The sequence below is a fragment of the Flavobacterium gawalongense genome (genome assembly GCF_007097265.1).
Taxonomy (GTDB): domain Bacteria; phylum Bacteroidota; class Bacteroidia; order Flavobacteriales; family Flavobacteriaceae; genus Flavobacterium; species Flavobacterium gawalongense.
The window spans coordinates 14,293-37,178 of record NZ_VJZP01000008.1; the positions used below are offsets into that span (position 1 = coordinate 14,293).

A 22,886-nucleotide genomic window follows, 5' to 3' on the forward strand; every position below is an offset into this window, starting at 1 on the left:
AATTATTTATTAATTAATTTCGATATTATTAGTAATCTTATTTTGGGATAATTATTTTATTATCTGAATCATATCTATAATTTACAATATCCTCTGAAAGTATTAAATCAATTGCTTCATTAATTATTGGTAACGGAACAACAAACCATTCTCGCGGTGTTAATCGCCTTCCTTTGTTATCGTGTATATCAATATTTAAACAAACCTCTCCAAAGAAACGATGTATTAACAGTTCAAACTTTTGTGGGTTAAAATTGTAACATTTGATAGAAGAAATTAAATGCACCTCTGCCATTAAATAAGTAGCTTCCTTAGCAGCATTTTTTATCCTTTCTTTTACATCTGTTTTTGAATACCCAATTTTGTAAAGGTTTTCAATACTAGCAATATCTTTATGAGTTGATTTTGATTTTAGAATATAAATCCAGCCAGTTTCTACATCAGCTTCATTTACAATATTGGCATTTTTGAATAACTCATTTTCTATTGTTTTATCGCTATCCGTTACAATTTTTCCGTTGTTGTACAGTGCTTTAGCTAATGAACGATACAACATATTACTTTCTGTGCCGTTTTCAAAAATTATCCTTGTTCTACCGTCTTTTCTAACTCTATTTCCCGATGGAATTTTTCTTTCTTTATTTTCAATATCGGCTTCTTTAAGATATAGTAAAATACCATCTAATACATAAAATTTGTTTTCCTCAAGATTTTTCTCTGCATTTTCAAATTCTCCTAATTTTCGTTTTCCCGATTTTAATTCATTTTGAACTTGGTTAAATAAATGCTCATACTTATCAAAATCTTCACATTTTTTTCTTCTTGCTACAAAATCAGCCTCTTCACGATCTTTCGAACTAGTAACATTTTTTAATTTGAAAATATCTAATGAATCATCCATATCGAGAATCCCTAAATCATCATCAGCTAAAATATCGTTCACTGAATTTATTTCAACTGGTTTATTGCTCAAAAGATTAAACTGGTCATATTCTCTTAACGATTCTGTTTTTTTACTATCAGCTCTTAAATTTTTTAATCTCGATAACAACTTAAATTCAGTAACATTATTAGCCGAAGGTTCTCTTTTGTTCTTTTCAAAAAAAGCATTAATTTCTTGGAACGATTCGATAAGTCGCTCGTCCTCTGTTTTGATACTTGATACTTTTTCTTTAGAATCTAAAATTCCGAAATCATCATCATCAAAAATATCTTTCAATGTTTGCTTCTTACTCATTTGCTTTTGCTTTACGCTTTTGCTCTTTTAAAAATAGTATTGCCTCTGCTAATCTTCTTTCTTGTGGGTCGAATGATTGTATACTTGGATGTTCGTTTGTTCGTGCTACCCAGTTTTTTACTTTAGGCCATAGAATTATGGCTTCATCTTCCGTCATTTGAATTCTACCCGCATCAATAGTTTCTTGTATTGCTTTAAAAACAGATGCTGTAACCGATTTAGAAAGTATTTCGAATGCTTTTTGAAACGGATTTATTGTGTCAATCAAATCAATATCAATGTCGTCAATATTGACAAAACTATCTGCCATACGGATAAAACGCTTGTCTCCTTGTGTTTCAATATTGGCATTTTTTATTACAGAATCTACCACTACATACTGACGGACTTCTTCTACTTGTTCGTCTGTTAAATCGGGATAGGTTTCTCTAATAATTTTTGGAATCAACACTTTATTTATTACTTCGGGATCAACATTACCAGGTAATGCTTTTATCATTGTCTCGTTTTGTAATATGGTCGCTTTTAAATCAGTAATATCCGATTCTATTATTGCTTTTACACGACTTGAACTCGCTACTTTAAATCCATTTATTCTAATGGTATTTTCATCATCTTCCGAATCTTCTTCATCATCTTCGGGAAATTTAGGTTTGAATTTGAAATTTGGTGCAAGAACTTGTTCCATCAACAATGAAGCTGTTATCGCTTTTAGCATATTATTAACTGACAATTTTACTTCGCCATCTTCTGCATCGGGTTGAGCAATTAGATTGGTAAATTGAGCGTGTGATTTATTATTACTATCTCTAGTACAACGACCAATAATTTGGATAATTTCGGTTAATGAACCTCTGTAACCAATTGTTAATGCGTGTTCACAATATGGCCAGTCAAAGCCTTCTTTTGCCATACCTAACGCTATGATAATATCTATATCATCTGGACCACTAATGGTGCGTAAAAATCCTTGAATTTTGTCTCGTTCTTTTTGATTGTCGTTAACTAAATCGGCAACTTTTAATATTTTATCCGATTTCTTACTTTTTATGAATAAAACTCCAGTTTCGGGATCTTGATATTCTAATTCCCCCAAACTATCAATAATTCTGCTTACTTCTTCTGTTTTATCTTTGGTTGATTCGCCAGAATTAACACTTGGAATGTGAATGATTGTTTTTAGATTTTCGTTTAATATTTCATCAATTGCCGATGTATATCGTCCTTGATAGAAATGATAACCAATACCTAATGTTTTAAGGTATTCATAACCATTTAACTGTTCGTAATAATCATATTTAACTCTTGTGAATTTTTCCTCTAATTCAGGTAATAAAATTGGTACGCTATCTCCACGAAAGTAGGAACCAGTCATTGCCACAATATGTGCTGATGATTTAGCCATAATGTTTCGCAAAACCTCGCCTAGTCTGTTTTCTCCATCTACAGAAACGTGATGAAATTCATCGATTGCAAGTACGGTTTCGTTAAAAACTTTTTCATCAATACCATCACAAGCAAAGCGAAGCGTTGCGTGTGTGCATATTAGAATTTTTTCATCACTTTCAAGGAATTTTTTAAAAGCGCCTACTTTACTTTTTTCGCCTCCAGGTGTGCAAAGATTGTATATTGGATTTGGTTCCCAATCTGCAAAGAAACCATATTGAGATAGTTGGGTTTTACTAAAAGAACTACCAATAGATTTTTCGGGAACAGCAACAATTACTTTTTTTAAACCTTGATTCATTAATTTATCTAACCCAATAAACATTAACGCTCTTGATTTTCCTGATGCTGGTGGTGCTTTTATGAGTAAATGTTGTGCTGAACGAGCTTCAAAAGCACGTTCCTGCATTTCTCGCATACCAAACGCATTAGTGCTTTTGCTCTTTCCTGTATGGTTATATGAAACGTGAACTATATCCGGCATACTTTATTTTTTAAATAATTATTAAAATAAACAAACAAACCCTTGATATTGCTGTGTTTATGAATTTTATTTCTCGTTTTATTTTTTATTTATTTATTTTTGGAATTGAATATGTCCAATTTTCTTTTACTCCTTCAGTTAAAATATCATTATTTTCGAGCAGTTTATAAATCGCTTTTGTAACATCTTTTGCTGGGGTTTGCAATTCTTTTTTATATGTATTTTTTATTTTGTTTGCTAATTTTTTTAATTTGTTTGCTAATTTTTTTAATTTTAGCAAAGTGTAAATGCAGTAAAATCAGTGCTTTAAGATGGAATAAATATAATTTTTCTTTGCTAAGTATAATTTTTCTTTGCTAAATTTTTAATAAAACCCATTTTGATTTTGCTCTACTACCGTTATTAACTATTGAGACACCTGACATTTCTTGTAAAAGATTATGAATTTTCTTTTTCCTTTGCTTTTCAGTCATATAATCGGGTAGGTTACTCAATAGTAGTGTGTCTATTTCTTCGCGCGTTGCAAAGCCGTGATTTTTTATATGTTGTAGAATAAAACCTTTATAAACATCTTTGTCTAATCCTTTGTTTTTAGTATAACTGGCTTTTTGCCCTGTAAGTTCTGCTATTGATGCTGATATATAATAATTTGGTTTTCTTCCCTCAATAAGTCCTTTTTTCTTTAAGAGTTTAGCGGCATCATCATTTATGTCTAAATCTTTTTGTACTTTATCTAGCAATATTACTTCGGTTAAGCTTAAATCATCTTTTTTCTCAATTAAAAGTTTAGAATAATTTTCATCTATTGTATGTCCGTAAATCTCTAAAACAACATTATCTCTAGTGGATTTTGTATAATCAGGCAAAGGAAAGTATCTTTTGCGCTGACTTTTATACATTTTATGAATACCATATCCCAAACTGTCTATCATATTAAGGTTTACCATAGCTTCGGCTAACCATTTGTTACGGTATTTTTTTGGGGTTTTCTCTCCTGCGGTATAATCTTCGGCAGTACCCTCGAAGAAACTACCTTCACTACTAAAAATCAATTTATTGATTTGTTCTGTCAATAAAATACGAGAATGTCTGCTATAATCTTGGTGTGCAATACAGTTATTTAATGCCTCTAAAATTACTTCGGAATCATATTTCATTACCTCTGCCGCTACTAACTGATTGTCGGGAAAGAATTTGTATTTTACATTTCTTATTTTAGACAAAATCATATTTACTTCGGTAAACAAAGGCATACCAAAGTGTTCGTAGGCTTTCTCTTGGGTGTCTAGTTTCCAAGTAATTTGTGCTACCGCAGGCGAAATGAAATGAGCTGTTTCTGGTTTTCCTAATAATATAATTGCGGTATTGGTAATTTTACCACTAATGGTAATTTTGAGTTTGTCAAGAAATATTTTGTTTGACCAATTGTCTATATCATCATAGAAAGTGGCATTGGTATTTTTTTCTTTATATTTTTCACGTGCTATTTTTATAGCTATTGGTTCTAAATCATCAATAGTTGCTTTCTCGATAATTTGGGCAGACCAATCTGTTTGAGAGTTATAAATGGCTCTTAAATAATGAGGGTATTTTTTTAAATCGGTTAAGCTACTATCAAAACGAATATAGGGATGGTTTTTGAAATTAGTAGGTTCACCAATTGCAGCAGGAATTCTAAATAATTCGATATGATTTGAATTGTAATCACAAATGAAATGGTCGAATTTTATTGAAGGACTTAAAAACCGTCTTATCCATAGTTCTAATTCTTCGTTGCCTTCTTTACGGTTTTTAAATCTATAATTAGTGCCTTCTACATTGTGCGTATCATCATTAATACCAAAAACTAAATAAGCATACGATTGATTGGCAATACAAGCCGCATTAGACAAACCCGACAGGTATTGCCCAAGTTTGTCGTTTGTTGTAACGTTTCCGGTTTTGAACTCTACCCATTCGTTCTCTTTGGGCAAAGCGCATAACTCATCAATAAGTTCTATAAGTTCGGTAGTATTCATTTTAGTTTCACTTTTACTTTCTTCTCTGGCGAAAACAAATTCATTTTTATTGTCATTTTTTCATACTCATTGAAAAGAAATTCTAACCGCTCAACATCACTTTCAAACGGTTTTAACCTATAACAACGCTCAATTGCTATATCCAGTTCGTGATGTGCTTCTTTCAACCCTTTTGGCATTTTATCTGGGTCGTATAACTGTGCAATATTTTTTTCGGGATATTTCTCTCTTTCTTCTAAAACGGCAAAAACGTGAAGATTAATGTTTTCTTTTTGTTTTTTTGAAATTTCTATTAATGGGAAAGTATTGTAGCATAAACTTGATGAATATCTCAAACGATCTTCAAGCTTACCGCTTACTGCCCTAACCCAAGTCATATGCATTGTTGATGAAATTACACCAAAAATCCAAGGTTCAGAATTATAAATAGAGAAATTAGGAGCAACAATAACTGAATCTGAATTTAAAAATCCAATAGGAATATATTTTCTTTTTTCAGAAGAAACACTTGGAATTATTATAGAATCTGTTGGTAAATATCTAACTTCTGCAAATTTATATGGGATTCCTGCAAGTTCTTGTGTAATTTTTCTTTTACTATTTGTCCTTGATAATTGAGTTGCATCAATTCGTTTTCTAATTTCATCAATTGAATAGGCAAAATCTCTGTTTTCATCATCAATCCAAATACAATACTTTTCTATACCACGAATAAATTCTAGTGCTCCTATTAATTTTTTTATTAATGGTTTTGCTTCTGGAGCAATTAATAATATTTTATTTTTTTCATCTTCTGATAATAATAAATTACCCCCATCATTTGCCATACTTCCAAAATTTATTTCAGGTAGATTTGACAATGGCTTACTTCTTTTGGTTACAATTATTTGACTTCCATCAATTAAATAAGCATTTATATTATTTACTTTCTTCTCAATATTGTTAATGTATAGATATTTCTGATTTTTAGAAACGTTTCTTAAACCAACAATAATTACTGTAACTCCAGCATTTCCTTTTGCATTGTTAGTCCATTTGAATGATTGAACTGCAAAATCAATTTCAATTGTTTCAGAAAGAATATTATTCCATATTAACGACACTTGCTCTCCTTGACATATTGAATTTGTTGATACAAAAGCACATTTAGCATTTATACCGTCAATGTATTTTGAACCAAGATAAAACCAACTGGCTATATAATCCATATTGTTATATCCATTGATGTTTTTAAACACAATCGACATATCAATTTTTTGTTGAGAATCTTGTAATCTTGCTCCTAAATATGGTGGATTTCCCAGAATATAAATTTCATCATTCTTACCTTTTGGACAAATAATTTCCCATTTTTCGTGAGTCGCATTACCTTGTTTAATGTGTCCCGCTTCTTTGAGTGGAAGGATTGGTTTTGCTTTTCCAAAATCGTGCAGCTCGTCAATAAATACTTTATTCATTTGATGTTCCGCTAACCAAAGGGATAAAATTGCCATTTCGTGAGCAAAATCGTCTAACTCTATTCCGTAAAATTGAGATAGTTTTATTTGTGTAAAAACAATAGAAACCTGCGATTCTAGTTCGTGTATTTGTTGTAGAATTCTAATTTCTAATCGTCTTAATTCTTTGTAAGAAATAATCAAGAAATTACCGCTGCCACAGGCAGGATCAAATATTTTTAATTTGGATATTCGATATAATAGTTTTTTGAGTTTTGCTGGACTGTCTTTGCTTTTTTCGAATTCTTCATTTAATTCGTTTAGAAACAAAGGTTCTATTACTTTCATAATATTGGGTACCGAAGTATAGTGCATTCCTAAACCGCTACGGTATTCCGGGTTTACAACTGCCTGAATCATTGAACCAAAAATATCTGGATTGATTTCGCCCCAGTTTAAATTACCACATTCTAAAATTATCTTCCTTGCTTTTGAAGAAAATTTAGGCGATTTGATAGTACCACTAAACAAGTCTCCATTTACATACGGAAACTCTTTAAGAAAGGCAGGTGCATCATTATCAAATTCAGTATTTAATTTTAAAAATAATCGGTCTAAAAAAGAATCAACATCGTTTCCGTTCGCATTTGTATGTTGTGCTAGTGTATCGGTAAACATTCCCTCTACAGGAAATATATTCGTGTCTTCAGCGAAAAAACAAAATAGAATTCTTGATAGAAAAATGTTTAAATTATGTCCGCCATCGTCATAAATATTTGGATTTTCGTGAACCAAAATATCATACAGTTTCGCCATTTCATAAGAGGCGTTTCTGTCGGCGGTTGTATCATTTTTAGATTTGTAAATCTCACTATTAGCCCAAGGCAAGAAGAAATGATAGTGTTTATCAATTTCAAGAATTGGAATATCCAGCGTTAAACCAGTTCTTGTGTCTTTCGCTAAAAGTGTTATAAAATCGGTAACAATAACAAAACGAGGATTGTGTTTTAGGGATTCTTCGTTTTTGGTAATTTCATCTATTGTTGTAAGCAATGAATCTGAGAGGACTTCTTTGAATAAAACTTTCTTTTTATACAATACTTCGCCTGGAACTTTTGAGAGGTTAAAATCGCCTTTCTTTAATCTAGTTACAGTTGTTCTTGATATGCCATAAGCTACTAATAATTCATAAATAAAGGTTTCTTTATCAAATGTGCTTATTAGGTTTTTAAGATTTGTTTCTACTTGAAAGCTATTCATACAACATTATTGATCTAATTATTTTACCTCTATTTTTGCTATCATTCATTTTTTTCAATATCCTCGAAATAGGTTTTTAGCAATAGGATGTAAATGTATGAAAAAGCAATTGAAAGAAAAATGAGGAAAGCCGTAAACGGATGAAAAAAACAGAAATTTAAGGCAAAAAAAATTAGGGCAAGGAGGGTAACCAAATTTAGAGTAAAAGATATTTTATTTTTTCACAAAATAAAAAACAGATTTATATGGCTGTTTGAGTGCTAACTGGAACGACTACTTTACCAATTTGCGTTGTTATGTTCTGATATTACCCAATTGTTTGAGAAGAAAAAAAACAAAAAATGTTTCTTGCGTTTTTTGGTTACCTTGCTTGCCCTATTAAAATAATGTAAATCGAAGTAATACAAAGTAGAAAAAACAAAAAAAGTGGAAACGCTAGTTTTCCACTTTAAAATTGATTTTATTTTACTGATAATTAACTATTTATTCTTCAATAACTTTGTTTCTGTTATCTACATCTTCCCAAGTATTTTCTATTAAAGCGTAAACTGCTATTCCGTTCTTTTTCAATCTTATGAAGTTGTGTTTTTTGAGTGCTTTTCCTAACTTGTTGATTGTACCATCGGTAATGTTTATTTTAGCTTTTTCAGCCAGTTTTGCTGCTATTTGAGAAGCATTGAGATACGTATTTGCCTTTTCCTTTTCACAAGGTTCAAACCACGTTAAAAGCAGTTCTTCCTCTGGGCTGTGCAATTGGTATTGTTCGTTATTCTCGGTAATGGATTTTATTTCTTCTTGGTCGAACCAAAATCTAAAACCGCTTTTGAAAAGAAACAATGCTTGTGAAAATGCTAGATTAATATCTACGTTGTGTTGGTATTGTATGTCTTCTAATTCAAAACAAAGAAAACGCCTGCTTCCTGTACTATCGTTTAAGAACTGTGCTGTATTGACACTTCCTGCAAACGATGCCCTGCGGGGCATTGTTTCGTTGTTGTGTCCGTAGGCTTTCCGCATTCTGATTTGGGTTTTTGTGATGATTTCTTTGAGCGATCCTATTTCGGAACGGTTTAAATTTTCCAACTCATCCAAGTTGATTAACATACATTCTGCTAGTTGAACCAAAGTATCTTTATTGTTTGGGTTGATAGTTCCAGAAAATAAATACTCTTTCAATTGTTTGGGAACGAGTCTTTCAACCCAAGTTGTTTTTCCTAATCCTTGTTTGCCACTGAATACAATTACTGTGTGATTAATCACTTTATCATCCAGTACACATCCGACCATTGCAACCAACCATTTTTTAAAGCATTGCTGCCAAAGGTCTTGTTTTGTTGTTGTTATGGTATTTGCTAATTCTGTAATGTAATCGGTCTTTTCATCGTAAGTAGGTAAATTAAAAAAGTAATCCTCAAATGGATTGAACAACTCACAAAAATCAGAATAAAGCAAGTTTCGTAATGAAGATAAATTGGTTTTAATCCGACCTTTTAAACACTCCCGAAGCATTGAATTTTCAATAAAATCATTCATCACATTCCACTTCTTTTTTCCAAAATATTGAAATTCTAACTTACCTGAAACGATATTGTGTCGAAATACATATCTCGTTGATAAAAATAGCTCTAAACGGTCTATTTGGGTTGGTTTTGGTTTGTCATCATCGTCATCCTCATAATCGGAAGTTGTCGGTTGTCGGTTTTCAGTTGTCGGTTTCTTTGGTTTGTGGATAGTTTCGTTTTTAGCGAATTCGTGCAAATTTCCATAGGCGCTATTTACTGCTTGTGTTACTTCTTTTTCGTCATAGCCAAAATCGGTTAGAATATACCCCAAGGCTTCTTGCAATGCAACTCCCTTTCGGTTTAGGTTACACGCTAATTGATGGACAAATACATTCCGGCTACCATTCGCATATTGCACTTTTTTTTCTGTAAATTTTATGCAGTGGTTGTAAATAGCATAGTAGTCTGTTGGTGGTTCTGGTTGAGTTCCCTCGATTGCGCTCGGGATAACAAGCTCGGGAATTTCGAATGGAATTGATGTAACAAAAAAGGAAGCGTTCTCATTGATATATAAATTTTCATCAAAAGAATAAAAACATAGCCTAGTTACATCTTTACCTGATTTGTCTATTTCCAGTTTTAAAACACCTTCATAATGTGCCTGAACTAATAGAAACGCTTCTTTGTGATTGGCTTTTTCTGAATTGATTTTTACTAGAATTTTTAATCCGTTTCCTGATGGACTAATAAAACTGGCGTAAGTAAATTCACTTTGATTGGCCAAATGCGAAGCATTTTGCAAATCGGTTATACTTAATTTGTCAATGTCAAGAATAATACAATTTGAATATTCCGCTAAATACTCCAATTTTCGACCTCCAACAAACTTACCTGAAGGTGTGAATGCTGGAAGTGATTTTTTGGCTTTGTTATAAGCTTCTTCTTTTTTTTCTGATAAAGATTTTCGGAGATAAACAATAGCGTGTTTGTACTTTCCTGTTTTAATTTCTTCTAAAATTGTTGAAATTGTTTTGTGTTCTACAACTTCATTAAAGTTTTTAAAGACTGTTACCATTGTTTACGTTTTAAAATTAATTTTCAAGATTAGAAGTTTTCCCTTTGTGATTGGCTTGCAATCACAACTCTCGCAGGTTCCGTTGCAGCTACTCATCTTATCTTCCTTTAAAAGATTTGTTGTAATGCTCCGTTAGGAGTTTTTCAACATCAGAAAGTTTGTAGTAGATTTTGTTACCCACTTGACTAAATGAAATTTTACCTTCGTCTCTCCAGGTTTGTGCGGTACGTTTTGAAATTTTCATCAGTAAAAGAAATTCTTGATTGTCAAGAAACGTTTCTTTCTTTGGGTCAGCCTTGATAGAAATTTGACTTTGAATTGTGTCTAATTTGCTCATTAGATCCGTGAACTGGTCTTTTGTGAAGATAATTGCATCCATTTTTAAAAGTTTTAAATTGTTATGGTGCAAATGTGGGAAGAGTAAAAAAGTCCAAAAGTCCTGAAATGGTCTTTCAGGACTATTTTGTTTTAGAGCATTTTGTCAATGTCTATTCTTTTATGGGGTTTCGGACGTTTTTCTGTTCTTGAAGGTGTGAGTATTGTTTTGACTGTTTCAGGACTTATTTCTTTTCCGTCCTTGTCAAGATAAGAATTTACGATAATTGCAACCAAATCATTAACTGAACCATCAATGATTGATTTACCATCTACAAATAATTCTCTAGAAAACTGATAATGAATATCAATAAACTGATTTAAATTACAGTTGATTTGCATTTTTTTGAATGGTAACTGATTGGTGAATACATTTTTTCTGGATTGCTCTAAATCCAATTTTAACTTTCTCAACGCATAAATTTGCTCAATCTCCCTATCGCATTGTTTACTGTATTTTGGAATATTTGGATTTCGATTTTCAATTATGCTTTGATCATAAATATATTTTTCTTTGGTTAAAAACAATATTTTTTCATCATCATTAGTAATGTTCTCCAACTGATTTTTTATTTCATAAAAAGAGAAGTATCTACTTTCACTTTCAGCATTGATATGCTTTTTAGGTGTTTTCACAACTGGCTCTTTTATGCTCGAAGATTGCACTTCTTTTCGTTTTAATTCGATAAGATTAAAAAGTTTATTGTAGCGACTTAAAGCACATTTCCCAGTAAATAACACTTCATTACTTGCAATGAGTTTTTCCAGTTTGTTGAGCCAAAAAGTAGGTTCTTTGACCAAATTAGTTTGATAGTTTATAAATGCCGGTAATTCGGATTGTGGAAGTTCAAAAATCTTATTGATTATTGCATCGCAATAGTTTTGTAATGTAATTTCATTATCAAGAATAATATCAAAATCAAGGTTGGCAACTTGTGCAGAATTCATTACTACCTTTTCGACAAACGAAGCTGTTTGAATGTTTTGTTTCATAGAATTTTGATGCTACTATTATTTTAAGATTTTGCATACTTTTTGAAATGGTAATTTTATTCTCTTCCATTACTCTTCATAAATTTTAATCTCCTTGTTTACAAGTTGCTTACTCCTTTATTTCAATTCTATTGCGTTTGAAAATTCTTCCTCCGTTTGCGCTAAATTAGAAATAAAAAAAAATCCTTTTACAAAGGATTTCATAAATATTTACTAATATTTTAATACGATTTTAATTACTTTACTATAAGTATATTTTTTAGGTTTTTATATACTTTGAGTAGATAAAAATCAGTAAATGTAATTATCAACTGCCTTGTCCAGTTCTTCGCTGATGATTTTTGCATATACTTGAGTGGTGCTGATGTCTCGGTGGTCCATTAACTTACTCACGTGTTCTATTCTCATTCCATTATTTAAAGCATTTGTTGCAAAACTGTGTCTAGATAAATGGAAAGAAAGGTCGAAAGGTAATTTTATTTTTTCTCCCATTTTTTTAAGATGCCAGTTTGCCAATTTATTGAAAGCTGCTGTTTGAAAATAACGTTTTGCTTCGCTGTTCAAATAGCCTTCTTTATCAACCAAAACCGGAAAGATAAAATCGTCGTGATTGGCGTTTACTTTTTTGTATTTTTCTAAAATATCTATTGCCACTTTGCCAATTTTGAACTGGTGTACTCTTCCGGTTTTGCGGATAAGTTTTTGAATTTTATGTTCTGCTTCATTGTAATTGGAATATTGCATTTCGATAACATCGCTAAAACGCAAACCACCTGCATAGATAGAGAAAAGGAATAAATCTCTCCATAGTATTGCTTTTTTGCCTTCTATTAGCTTTATTTTGGTTAAATCATCAATCTGTTCTTTGTTTAGGAAAAGTCTTTTAGAAGGACTAATTTTAAGTGTGATTTTACTAAAAGGAAACATCGTTTCGGGAATTATTTCTTCTCTAATAGCATCTCTGAAAATGGTTCCCAGTACTATTATCGTTAGGCGTTGCGTTGTTGCACCGTTTTTTAAACTGTTTCCCAAATAGAATTTATAGTCGTTTAGAAGCGCAACGGTAATTTCATCAAAATAAACATCCTTAGTCCCCATATATTTTTCAAACTTTCCAACCTGTGATGAATAGGCTCTGTATGTGGAGTAGGAGACGGTGCTTTTTATTTTTTCTAATCGTTTGTAGGCATATTCAAAAAAGTTTGGCACTTCTTTTCCCTTTATGGCTTCTTTGAGTTTTTTAACCGATACGGTTTTTATTTTACGTTCCATATCTGCAACCTGACCTTCGGCATCAGCAATCTTTTGAGATAATGCAGCATTCATCCTAGCACTGTTGGAATGGTTCTTTTTTACTTTCTGCTTTACTTCATCCCACTCGTTCTCTTTTAACTTCACTCCAGCAGTGATAAATTTCGTTTTTCTATCTTTTATAATTCGGATATACAAAGGGCTGTGTCCTGTTTGATCTACCTGATGTGTTCTAAGGATTAATTTTATTGAAGCCATAATACAGTGAATTTTGAAGTGTTATACTATATATGTAAACCGATGCAAAGGAGTGAAAGTATTGTAAATACTAGGTTTTCAATCGGGTGCATCGTGATACGAAGGTACAACAAAGGGTACAACAAAACAAGTATTTCGTTGCTTTTTTATGCTTTATTATGCTTTTGTGAAATTCACAAAGTCAATGTTTACAGTACTTTAAGTGCAAATCGGAGGGTTGAAAGAAAAGTTGTAGATAACTTGTATATAGGCGAAACAAACCTTCGTATATACACCCAAATATGGGTGGATTTGCGAAGGTTTGTTTCGCTTTATGTTCCTTCAAATATATTAAAATTTTCTTACAAATCGTCAAAAGGGCTTTTTATTTGTTGAATGCTTTTTGTACTTACGTGGGTATATATTTCTGTGGTTTTACTACTATTATGCCCTAATAATTCTTGAATGTAGCGTAAATCAGTACCGCTTTCTAATAAATGAGTGGCATAGCTGTGGCGCAACCAGTGCAAAGTAGCTGGTTTTGTGATTCCCGCTTTTTGTAATGCTTGTTTCAATATTAGTTGCAAACTTCGAGCATCATATTGTATTCCGATAGTTTGTCCTTCAAACAGCCAAGTCTTGGGTTTATACACTTTATAATAGTCACGTAGCATTTCTAATATCTTAGAACTCAAAGGCACTATTCTATCTTTTTTACCTTTTGAATTTTTAAGTAATACAATGTTTCTTTTGGAATCAATATGAACGGGCTGGAGTGCCAATAATTCGCCACAGCGCAAACCACAACTGTAAATTAAGCTTAACATCATTTTGTGTTTGGTATTGGAATGTGCGTTTAATATCAATTTTACCTCTTCTTTGCTCAATACATTAGGTAATACTTTGGCGCGTTTAGGGCGGTGTATGGTACCGATAATTATTTGTTTATCTTGTATTGTTTTGAAAAATAGTTTTAGGGCATTAACGATTTGGTTCTGGTACGAAGCCGAAAGATTATTTTTTAAAATATACTCGTTATTATAGATAACCACATCCTCGTTTGTAATTTCCGCAATTTGCTTTTCACGGTAAAATATTAAAAATGATTTTAGCGCTTCGCTATAGGTTTTTATGGTGCTGGGACTGTATCTTTTTGACGATAGCCATTGTATGAATTTTGTAATGTGTTCAATTCCTTCTTTAGAGGGGAAAGAATGGGAGAGTGGTTCTATTTTAAATCGTTCTCTGTTTTCAATTGTATCCGGAATGTGCCAAACGGTTTTTTGCTGGCTCCATTTGGCACCTTCTACTTGCTTGATGCGGGTAATTAGTACTGTATTTTTTTCAAAGTAAACAGCAATTCTATTTTCGCCTTTGTGTTTTATCAGTTTTGCTGTCCAAGCCATATAGCGTTGATTTTGTGATTGAAAGATACTGATTATTTTAACAAATGCTGTTTTATTATAGCAACGGTTCTTGTGGTATTGAAGCTGTTGTTTTGCGTGAGTGATGGAAGCGGCATCCTTTATTTTCTTTCTTTAAGAAAATAAAGATACAGCGCACAGCACGACCCAAAGTTTTTACGGAGGGTCACGCCCAAATAAATAGTTTTCGTTCTCAATCATCTATTTATTTGTCATCTCTTCGTCTATTTTCTTAAATTTCCAAAAAAAGTATATCTTTAGCCAACTAAAACCAAAACCCCAAAACCAAAAAATATGGAAGACCAAAAACCAGAAGATTTTAAAAGAGAATTAGGATTGCTCGATGGAACCATGCTTGTGGTGGGTTCTATGATAGGTTCTGGGATATTTATTGTAAGTGCTGATATAGCCAGACAAGTGGGATCAGCGGGTTGGCTGATTTTGATTTGGCTGATATCGGGATTGATTACCATGATTGCAGCTATAAGTTATGGCGAATTGAGTGCGATGTTTCCAAAAGCGGGTGGGCAGTACGTATATCTTAAAGAAGCGTACAATAAACTGATTGCTTTCTTGTATGGTTGGAGTTTCTTTGCTGTGATTCAAACGGGGACAATTGCGGCGGTTGGTGTTGGGTTTTCAAAATTTGCTGCTTATTTGGTTCCTCCATTAAGTGACGAAAATATTTTGTATGAAATAGGTTCTTTCAAGCTCAATGCAGCGCAAATTGTTTCTATAATCACGATTATTTTATTAACCTACATCAACAGTCGCGGGGTGAAGAACAGTAAAATAATGCAAACAGTTTTGACGGTGATTAAAATTTTATCATTGTTTGGTTTAATAGTTTTTGGTTTTATTCTTGCTGCCAAAGCAGAAATTTGGAATGCCAATTGGGCGAATGCATTTAGTTCCAGAGCTTTCAACACCGAAAGTGGTTCTTGGATGCCAATAGGCGGAACAGCTTTGTTGACCGGAATTTCGGCAGCTATGGTGGGTTCACTGTTTTCAAGTGATGCTTGGGTGGGAGTGACTTTTATAGCGGGTGAAATTAAAAATCCAAAACGAAATGTTGGTTTGAGTTTGTTCTTGGGAACTTTCATCGTAACTATTATTTATGTTCTTACGAATTTGATGTACCTCGCCGTAATTCCTTTGGACGAAATTGCTACTGCAAAATCAGATAGGGTAGCGGTTGTGGCTTCGCAATATACTTTTGGTGATATGGGAACTATTATCATTGCGGTGATGATTATGATTTCGACTTTTGCCTGTAACAACGGATTGATTATGGCAGGAGCCAGAGTCTATTATACAATGGCAAAAGACGGTTTGTTTTTTAAGAAAGCAGCAGTGCTTAACGATGCCAGTGTTCCGGCATGGGCTTTATGGATACAGTGTATTTGGGCTTCATTATTATGTTTGACAGGGAAATATGGTGATTTATTGGATTTTGTAATTATTATTGTATTGATTTTTTACATTCTGACTATCTATGGAATTTTTATTCTTCGCAAGAAAATGCCGGACGTTGAACGACCTTACAAAGCTTTTGGTTATCCTTTTCTACCATTTTTATACATAATTATTGCTTCGGCAGTATGTGTTTCTTTGTTGCTTACTAAATTTTCTACTTGCGGTTGGGGTGTGTTGATTATGCTGACAGGAATTCCTGTGTATTATTTGACCAAACCTAAAGAAAATAGTGTTCAGTAATCAGTATTGAGTGCTCAGTCTCAGTTTGCAGGTTTCAGTCTATAAAAAGATGCTATTGCGAATTGTTTGTGAGCAGTTTGTTGCTCGTGAAATGTCATTAGGTTAAGCTTTTTTATTCCAATTGTAACTGATGTTTTTCTCGCAAAGGCGCAAAGGCACCAAGTTTAATTTCTTTGCGACTTAGCGCCTTTGCGAGAGATTTTTCCGCTTAGCATTGCATATAATTTCTTAACTTAATGACATCGGCTCGCGCGCAATGTCATTAAGTTAAGAAAAAAAGAATTGAATTTACTAGGATTGTCGAGCTAATTGTATGATCTCTTCCGCCGCGGCGGATCGAGATGACAAACTTTCTTGATAAAACATACTAATCCACGCACGTTTTGTCATTCCGACGAAGGAGGAATCTCATTATATTAGAACACTAGTAACTCTTGAAAATCGATAAAAACCAGAAAAAATCCTTAACTTAATGGCATTGCCTGCGTGAGGGATAGCAGCGGAAATCCTTTTATGAAGCGTAGCGGAATAAAAGATTGCAGCAAATAGCCCGACCCGAAGTTTTTACGGAGGGTCACGCCCAAAATACTTTAATTTATATGACTATCTGTAAATAATACTAAAGAAAAATTTAGCCACAAATTTCACGAATTTGTCACGAATTTTTATCCTTAAAAGAAAAATTAAACACTAATTCGTGAAATTTGTGGAAATTCGTGGCTAAAAAAATAATTATAGTCCGCTAAGCGGACAGTCATATTAATTTAGACTATAAAAAACAGAAAACCCGCCTTGTGACAAGACGGGTTTTTCTAGTGTAGTAAGCACTTGTTTAATGTTAGTTAACTGCGTTTTCTAACACTAACTCTTCATGAAAAGGGAGATTCCAAGCTTCGGCAACTCCTTTGTAAAGAATTTTTCCATTAGCAATGTTTAATCCTTTTTTCAATTCTTCATTTTCAGCACACGCTTTTTGCCATCCTTTGTTTGCTAATTGCAACGCGTAAGGTAAAGTAGCATTTGTAAGGGCCAATGTAGAAGTATAAGGAACGGCACCTGGCATGTTAGCCACGCAGTAATGTACGATATCGTCTATTATAAATGTTGGGTTTTCGTGAGTGGTTGGAGTACAAGTTTCGATACAACCTCCTTGATCAACAGCTACGTCAACTACTACCGTTCCCGGGCTCATTAATTTCAACATATCACGAGTGATTAAATGCGGTGCTTTGGCTCCTGGAATTAAAACAGCTCCAATAACTAAATCGGCTGTAGCAATTGCTTCACGGATATTATAATGATTTGAGATTATAGTGGTAACATTAGCCGGCATAACATCAGATAAATAACGTAAACGTGGTAAGCTTACATCCATAATTGTTACTTGCGCACCAAAACCTGCTGCCATTTTTGCTGCTTGTGTTCCTACGATTCCACCACCTAAAACTAATACTTTAGCAGGAGGAACTCCCGGAACTCCACCTAAAAGGATTCCTTTTCCTTTTAATGGTTTCTCTAAATATTTAGCACCTTCCTGAATTGACATACGACCCGCCACTTCTGACATTGGCACTAATAAAGGCAAGCTACGGTCTGCTTTTTCAACAGTTTCATACGCCAAACATACTGCGCCACGCTCAATCATAGCATGCGTCAATGGTTCAGATGAGGCGAAATGAAAATAGGTAAATAATAATTGGTCTTTTTTGATCAAAGGATATTCAGAAGCGATAGGCTCTTTTACTTTGATGATCATTTCAGCAATGCTGTAAACGTCTTCAATTGTTGGCAATAACTCCGCTCCAGCCTCAGCATATGCTTTGTCGCTAAAACCACTGTTTTCACCAGCACTTGCTTGTACATAAACGATATGGCCCTGTTTTTTGAATTCGGCAGCACCTGCAGGTGTAAGTGCTACACGATTTTCGTTATTTTTGATTTCTTTAGGAATTCCGATTATCATAGTGATGTGTTTAAATGTTTGAGTTTAATTGCATTACAAATTTATATATAAAGAAAATATTATTGCTATATGGTATTAAATTAAGAAAATATTAATTTTATTTAGTAATTTAGCATGAAATATTTCTGATACAGCCTTTTTTTATATTTCTAAAAAGAAAAAAAAACTGCTTTTATATCTTAAAAAAGAATCAACAAATTATGATACTGGACGAAACCGACAAAAAAATCTTACGTCTTCTTCAGGAAGATGCGCATTTGACCCTGAAAGATATTGCCAATCAAATCAATCTTTCGCTGACACCGGTTCATGACAGGGTAAAGCGTTTGGAAAAAGAAGGCATTATTGAGAAGTATGTTTCGATTTTGAATAAAAAGAAACTAGGTAAAAACCTGACGGTATATTGCCAGGTGACACTCGTAAAACAGAATTATGATATTTCAGAAGGATTTAATCAGGCGATTCTGAATTTACCCGAAGTGGTAGAATGTAATTTTGTTTCTGGGAATTTTGATTATATGTTGAAAATCGTATTGCCAGATATGGAAAGTTACCATTATTTTCATCAGAAAAAATTGTCGGTTTTGCCGGAGGTTTCTTTAATTAATAGCTTTTTTATTATTTCGGAAGTAAAGAGTACCACTGTTTTGCCGATTTAACTCACTAAAAGAAATCATTAAATCCTACCGTGTGGGTACAATTTTTTATACATTAGAATAGAACACGGATTTGACAGATTAGACGGATTGTCACAGAATTTTTTGATTATAACATGAAAAAGCCAACATGATTATGGCACTTCGGGACACGACTTTTTTAATTAGAATAGAAAAGAACAAATTTAAATCAGTGTTAATTTGTTCGATCCGTGTTATCTGTGTTCTATTTTCAGATGTGTCCAGACGGTAGCCATTAAATGGCATTTTTTGTTTTAAATGACAACATGATTTTAAAACATATAAGAAATTAAAGTTCATTTAAGCGGTTTGGAGTGATAGGCATAATTGATTTGAATAAAAAAAATCCGTCCTGATTTATCGAGGGCACTGAAAAAGTCCCTCTTTCCAAAAAACTATTAAAAAAGCGACTAAATAAGGCTTTGATTTTATTTAATCTCCGTATTTTATTCAAATTTAATTTTATGAGATCAGAAGGTCTTTATAATAACTAAAAGGAGCGAAACCATAGTATTTTCGCTCCTTTTTTAGTATTTTCATTTTCCGTATTTCAGGTAGTTTTTCAGTGCCCTCGATTTATCGGGACGGATTTTCTATTTAATTCAGGTTGGGTTGCTTTTATCTAAAAAAAAAACTAAAACTAAAACTAAAAACGGCAACGTACAACCTGTAATCTAAATGCTAGTAATACGTAAAACGTCTTACTTTAGCAATATATTTTGCCAATCGGATGACTTGGTGACTGTAGCCATATTCGTTGTCATACCAAATGTACAAGACGATATTTTTTCCGTCATTGGAAACAATCGTTGCATTGCTGTCATAAATTGATGGCGCCGAAGTACCCACAATATCCGAAGAAACCAACTCGTTATTCAACGAATATTTGATTTGCTCGACCAGTTCCCCTTCCAAAGCATATTTTTTCATGATGGCATTAATTTCCTGAATCGAAGTTGTTCTTGAAATTTCAAGATTCAGAACTACCAGTGAACCGTTAGGAACCGGCACCCGAATCGCATTGGACGTTAATTTCCCTTCAAGCGATGGTAATGCTTTTGCAACAGCACTTCCTGCACCCGTTTCGGTAATTACCATGTTTAATGCAGCGGCTCTACCACGACGGTATTTTTTATGCATGTTATCGACCAAATTCTGGTCGTTAGTATACGCATGAATGGTTTCTAAATGTCCTTTTACAACGCCTAAAGTGTCTTCGACAGCTTTTAGGATTGGTGTTATCGCATTCGTTGTACATGACGCAGCTGAAAAAATGTTTATTTCATCCGGATTGTATTCATTTTGGTTGACGCCATGAACGATATTTGGAACACCTTTTCCAGGGGCGGTAAGCAAGACTTTATCTACTCCTTTTGAAACTAAATGCCTTCTTAAAGCTTCATGGGTAGTGAAAGCGCCAGTATTATCAATAACCAAAGCATTGTCAATTCCATATGAGGTATAATCAATTTCTTCAGGTCCGTTTGCAGTGATAATGTGAACGGTTGTGCCATTAATTATCAAAGCATTATTTTTTGTGTCAGCTATTACAGAACCTTGAAAATCGCCGTGAATAGAATCATAACGCAATAATGAAGCTCTTTTTTCTAGCGAAGTGGCGTCATTTTTATCACGAGTTACAATGGCTCTCAATCGCAATTGATTTCCTTTTCCTGTTTTCGAAAGTAACTCACGTGCTAATAATCTTCCAATTCTACCAAAACCATACAATACTACATCTTTAGGTTGAATTTCCTCAGAGTTTTTAGCGTCTTTTAATTTGTCTATTACAAAATGCCTTGTGTCAGGATATTTTTCATCTTCCAAACGATATTCATAGGTAAGTTTACCAATATCCAGTTTTGAAGGCGGTAAATCCAATTCTAAAACAGCTCTGGCAATTTCTACTGAATCAAATACAGAAATTGGTTTGCCCACAAATTCACCCGCATAATCATGCAAGTTGATGATTTCGCTTACGTTTTTGTCAATTAGTTGATTTCTAAATAAAACCATTTCAATTGATTTGTCATACCATAAATCACTGATGATTTTGATCAATTCTACTCCTGCACGTCGTCTGTCGGCTTGAAAAGAAACTTCTTTTTCGTATGTAATACTCATGTTGAAAATTTGTAAAATAAATTAATGATTTTTTTAAATTTTGCGCAAAATTACCCATTTCAATCGATTTCGTAATCTATTTTGTGATTTATTTTTAAAATAAAAAAGCCACCTTGGTTTTACAAGATGGCTTCCATTTTTGAGATTATAAATATTAGATAATAATTTTTATAATTTCTCCGTTTTTATTTATCATTTCAATTCGGATACTTTGACTTTCCTCTTTTTTGTCCAAAAGTTTAGACACTGTTTCGATATCTTTTGCTTTTACATTATCAATGCTCAAAACAATATTTCCTTTGAGTTCTTCTTCATATTGTTTCAGGTTTTCATTGGTAATGGATCTAATTCTTACCCCATAGTCCAGATTGAATTTCTTTTTGTCAGCTGCATCTATGTTTTCTAATTCCAATCCTTTGAATTCGGTACTGAAAAATTCATTTTTACTCAAAATTACGGGCACAATTCTATTTTTTCCGTCTCTTAAAATAGTTACTTGAACCTTATCATTCGGTCTTTTGGTATTTATATAACCCGATAGATCGGCAAAAGTTGCCACATTTTGGTCATCTAATCGTACGATGATATCTCCTTTTTGAAGCCCTGATCTTTCGGCACCGGAATTTTTGGTAACTCTATTGATGTAAAATCCTTGTGTTTGGGAAATGCCCAATTCTTTCGAAGCAGTTCCGTTTAATTCGCCTCCTTCAACCCCAAGAATACCTCTTTGTACATTACCAAACTCCATAATATCCTCAATTATTTTTCGAGCTATATTTGATGGAACCGCAAAAGAATAACCAACATAAGAACCTGTCATGGAAGAAATCATCGTATTGATGCCAATTAGTTCTCCGCGGGTGTTTACCAATGCGCCACCACTATTTCCTGGATTTACGGCAGCATCCGTTTGTATGAAAGATTGGATTCCACTAGTGTCAAGATTTCTGGCTTTAGCCGAAACAATTCCCGCGGTTACCGTAGAGGTTAAGTTATACGGATTTCCTACTGCCAAAACCCATTCCCCAATTTTCACCGAATCAGAATTGGCGAAAGCGGTATAAGGTAATTTTTCATCAGCATCGATTTTCAATAGCGCGATGTCCATTTTAGAATCGGTTCCAATGAGTTTGGCTTTGTATGATTTTTTATTATTTAAGGTGATTTCAATTTCCGAAGCATCTTTTATCACGTGATTGTTAGTCACGATATAACCATCTTCAGAAATAATTACACCGGAACCCGTTCCAACTTGTTCTTGTTGCTGTTGGCCGCCATAACCATAGAAATATTCAAGCATTGGGTTGGTGACAGTTTTACGGGATACATTTTTTACGTGAACTACTGTGTGGATGGTCTTTTCGGCAGCTTCGGTAAAATCAACATTCTCAGCGGATAGTCCTACGCTTTTTCCATACGAATCTGAGGCAGCGGTTACGATTGGGTTTTTGTTGCCCGAAAAATAGCCGTCATTGTCAAATAATAATTTATAAGAGCCTAATGTCACGGCTCCGCTCAGTAATGATATTGAAAACAGTGTTGAAAATCGTTTCATATTAGAATTCATTTTAAATTATTTTAAGGTAAAAATAGGGTTAAATTGTTTTTTTGAAAAACAGTTTAACGCTCTTTAACAATGATTAACATTTCATTAATAGTTCGTACTTT

15 protein-coding genes are annotated in these 22,886 nt (G+C 33.2%); 2 read left to right on the forward strand and 13 right to left on the reverse strand.

What is annotated here, in order from left to right; translation table 11 throughout:
• Positions 1 to 37 precede the first annotated feature (37 nt).
• The 10 genes from FNW38_RS06245 to FNW38_RS06290 all read right to left on the reverse strand — a co-directional run bounded on the left by FNW38_RS06245 (position 38) and on the right by FNW38_RS06290 (position 14,720).
• Complete coding sequence (locus FNW38_RS06245; RefSeq protein ID WP_144066650.1) at positions 38 to 1,237, reverse strand: GIY-YIG nuclease family protein; 1,200 nt, start codon at positions 1,235 to 1,237, stop codon at positions 38 to 40.
• The gene (locus tag FNW38_RS06250; protein WP_144066651.1) at positions 1,230 to 3,167 is read right to left on the reverse strand and encodes a DEAD/DEAH box helicase; all 1,938 of its coding nucleotides are present in this window, start codon (positions 3,165 to 3,167) and stop codon (positions 1,230 to 1,232) included. The genes FNW38_RS06245 and FNW38_RS06250 overlap by 8 nt, the downstream gene beginning before the upstream one ends.
• Before the next feature lie 85 nt (positions 3,168 to 3,252).
• Positions 3,253 to 3,447, reverse strand: coding sequence for a hypothetical protein (locus FNW38_RS06255; protein WP_144066652.1), 195 nt, complete (start codon positions 3,445 to 3,447; stop codon positions 3,253 to 3,255).
• A 76-nt stretch (positions 3,448 to 3,523) separates the two neighbouring features.
• Positions 3,524 to 5,185 (reverse strand): RNA-binding domain-containing protein, encoded by a 1,662-nt coding sequence (locus FNW38_RS06260; RefSeq protein WP_144066653.1) that lies wholly within the window; start codon positions 5,183 to 5,185, stop codon positions 3,524 to 3,526.
• A complete protein-coding gene (locus FNW38_RS06265) occupies positions 5,182 to 7,881 on the reverse strand; it encodes a class I SAM-dependent DNA methyltransferase (RefSeq protein ID WP_144066654.1) in 2,700 nt (899 codons plus the stop codon). Before FNW38_RS06265 ends, FNW38_RS06260 begins: the two co-directional genes overlap by 4 nt.
• 483 nt (positions 7,882 to 8,364) lie before the next feature.
• Positions 8,365 to 10,458, reverse strand: a complete 2,094-nt coding sequence (locus FNW38_RS06270) for a VapE domain-containing protein (protein ID WP_144066655.1) — start codon at positions 10,456 to 10,458, stop codon at positions 8,365 to 8,367.
• 97 nt (positions 10,459 to 10,555) lie between these two features.
• The gene (locus tag FNW38_RS06275; protein WP_011964270.1) at positions 10,556 to 10,837 is read right to left on the reverse strand and encodes a helix-turn-helix domain-containing protein; all 282 of its coding nucleotides are present in this window, start codon (positions 10,835 to 10,837) and stop codon (positions 10,556 to 10,558) included.
• 89 nt (positions 10,838 to 10,926) lie between these two features.
• Positions 10,927 to 11,826: a hypothetical protein gene (locus FNW38_RS17450; RefSeq protein WP_185963097.1), complete on the reverse strand. Its 900-nt coding sequence runs from the start codon at positions 11,824 to 11,826 to the stop codon at positions 10,927 to 10,929.
• Between the two features lie 291 nt (positions 11,827 to 12,117).
• Positions 12,118 to 13,335: a site-specific integrase gene (locus tag FNW38_RS06285; RefSeq protein WP_144066656.1), complete on the reverse strand. Its 1,218-nt coding sequence runs from the start codon at positions 13,333 to 13,335 to the stop codon at positions 12,118 to 12,120.
• Positions 13,336 to 13,676: 341 nt separating this feature from the next.
• Entirely contained in the window at positions 13,677 to 14,720 is a 1,044-nt protein-coding gene (locus FNW38_RS06290) for a tyrosine-type recombinase/integrase (protein WP_144064732.1), read from the reverse strand.
• Between the two features lie 312 nt (positions 14,721 to 15,032).
• Here FNW38_RS06290 and FNW38_RS06295 point away from each other — a divergent pair, with 312 nt between their 5' ends.
• Positions 15,033 to 16,454, forward strand: coding sequence for an APC family permease (locus FNW38_RS06295; protein WP_144064733.1), 1,422 nt, complete (start codon positions 15,033 to 15,035; stop codon positions 16,452 to 16,454).
• Between the two features lie 838 nt (positions 16,455 to 17,292).
• On the opposite strand, the gene ald is transcribed toward FNW38_RS06295, so the two are convergent.
• Positions 17,293 to 18,417, reverse strand: coding sequence for an alanine dehydrogenase (gene ald, locus FNW38_RS06300; protein WP_143388973.1), 1,125 nt, complete (start codon positions 18,415 to 18,417; stop codon positions 17,293 to 17,295).
• A gap of 200 nt (positions 18,418 to 18,617) precedes the next feature.
• On the opposite strand from ald, the gene FNW38_RS06305 reads away from it, so the two are divergent.
• Positions 18,618 to 19,076: an Lrp/AsnC family transcriptional regulator gene (locus FNW38_RS06305; RefSeq protein ID WP_143388972.1), complete on the forward strand. Its 459-nt coding sequence runs from the start codon at positions 18,618 to 18,620 to the stop codon at positions 19,074 to 19,076.
• 699 nt (positions 19,077 to 19,775) lie between these two features.
• Here the strand turns inward: FNW38_RS06305 and FNW38_RS06310 are convergent.
• Both FNW38_RS06310 and FNW38_RS06315 read right to left on the reverse strand, forming a co-directional pair.
• Positions 19,776 to 21,218 (reverse strand): glyceraldehyde-3-phosphate dehydrogenase, encoded by a 1,443-nt coding sequence (locus tag FNW38_RS06310; protein WP_143388428.1) that lies wholly within the window; start codon positions 21,216 to 21,218, stop codon positions 19,776 to 19,778.
• 154 nt (positions 21,219 to 21,372) lie between these two features.
• Entirely contained in the window at positions 21,373 to 22,773 is a 1,401-nt protein-coding gene (locus tag FNW38_RS06315) for a S1C family serine protease (RefSeq protein WP_144064734.1), read from the reverse strand.
• Positions 22,774 to 22,886: the final 113 nt, after the last annotated feature.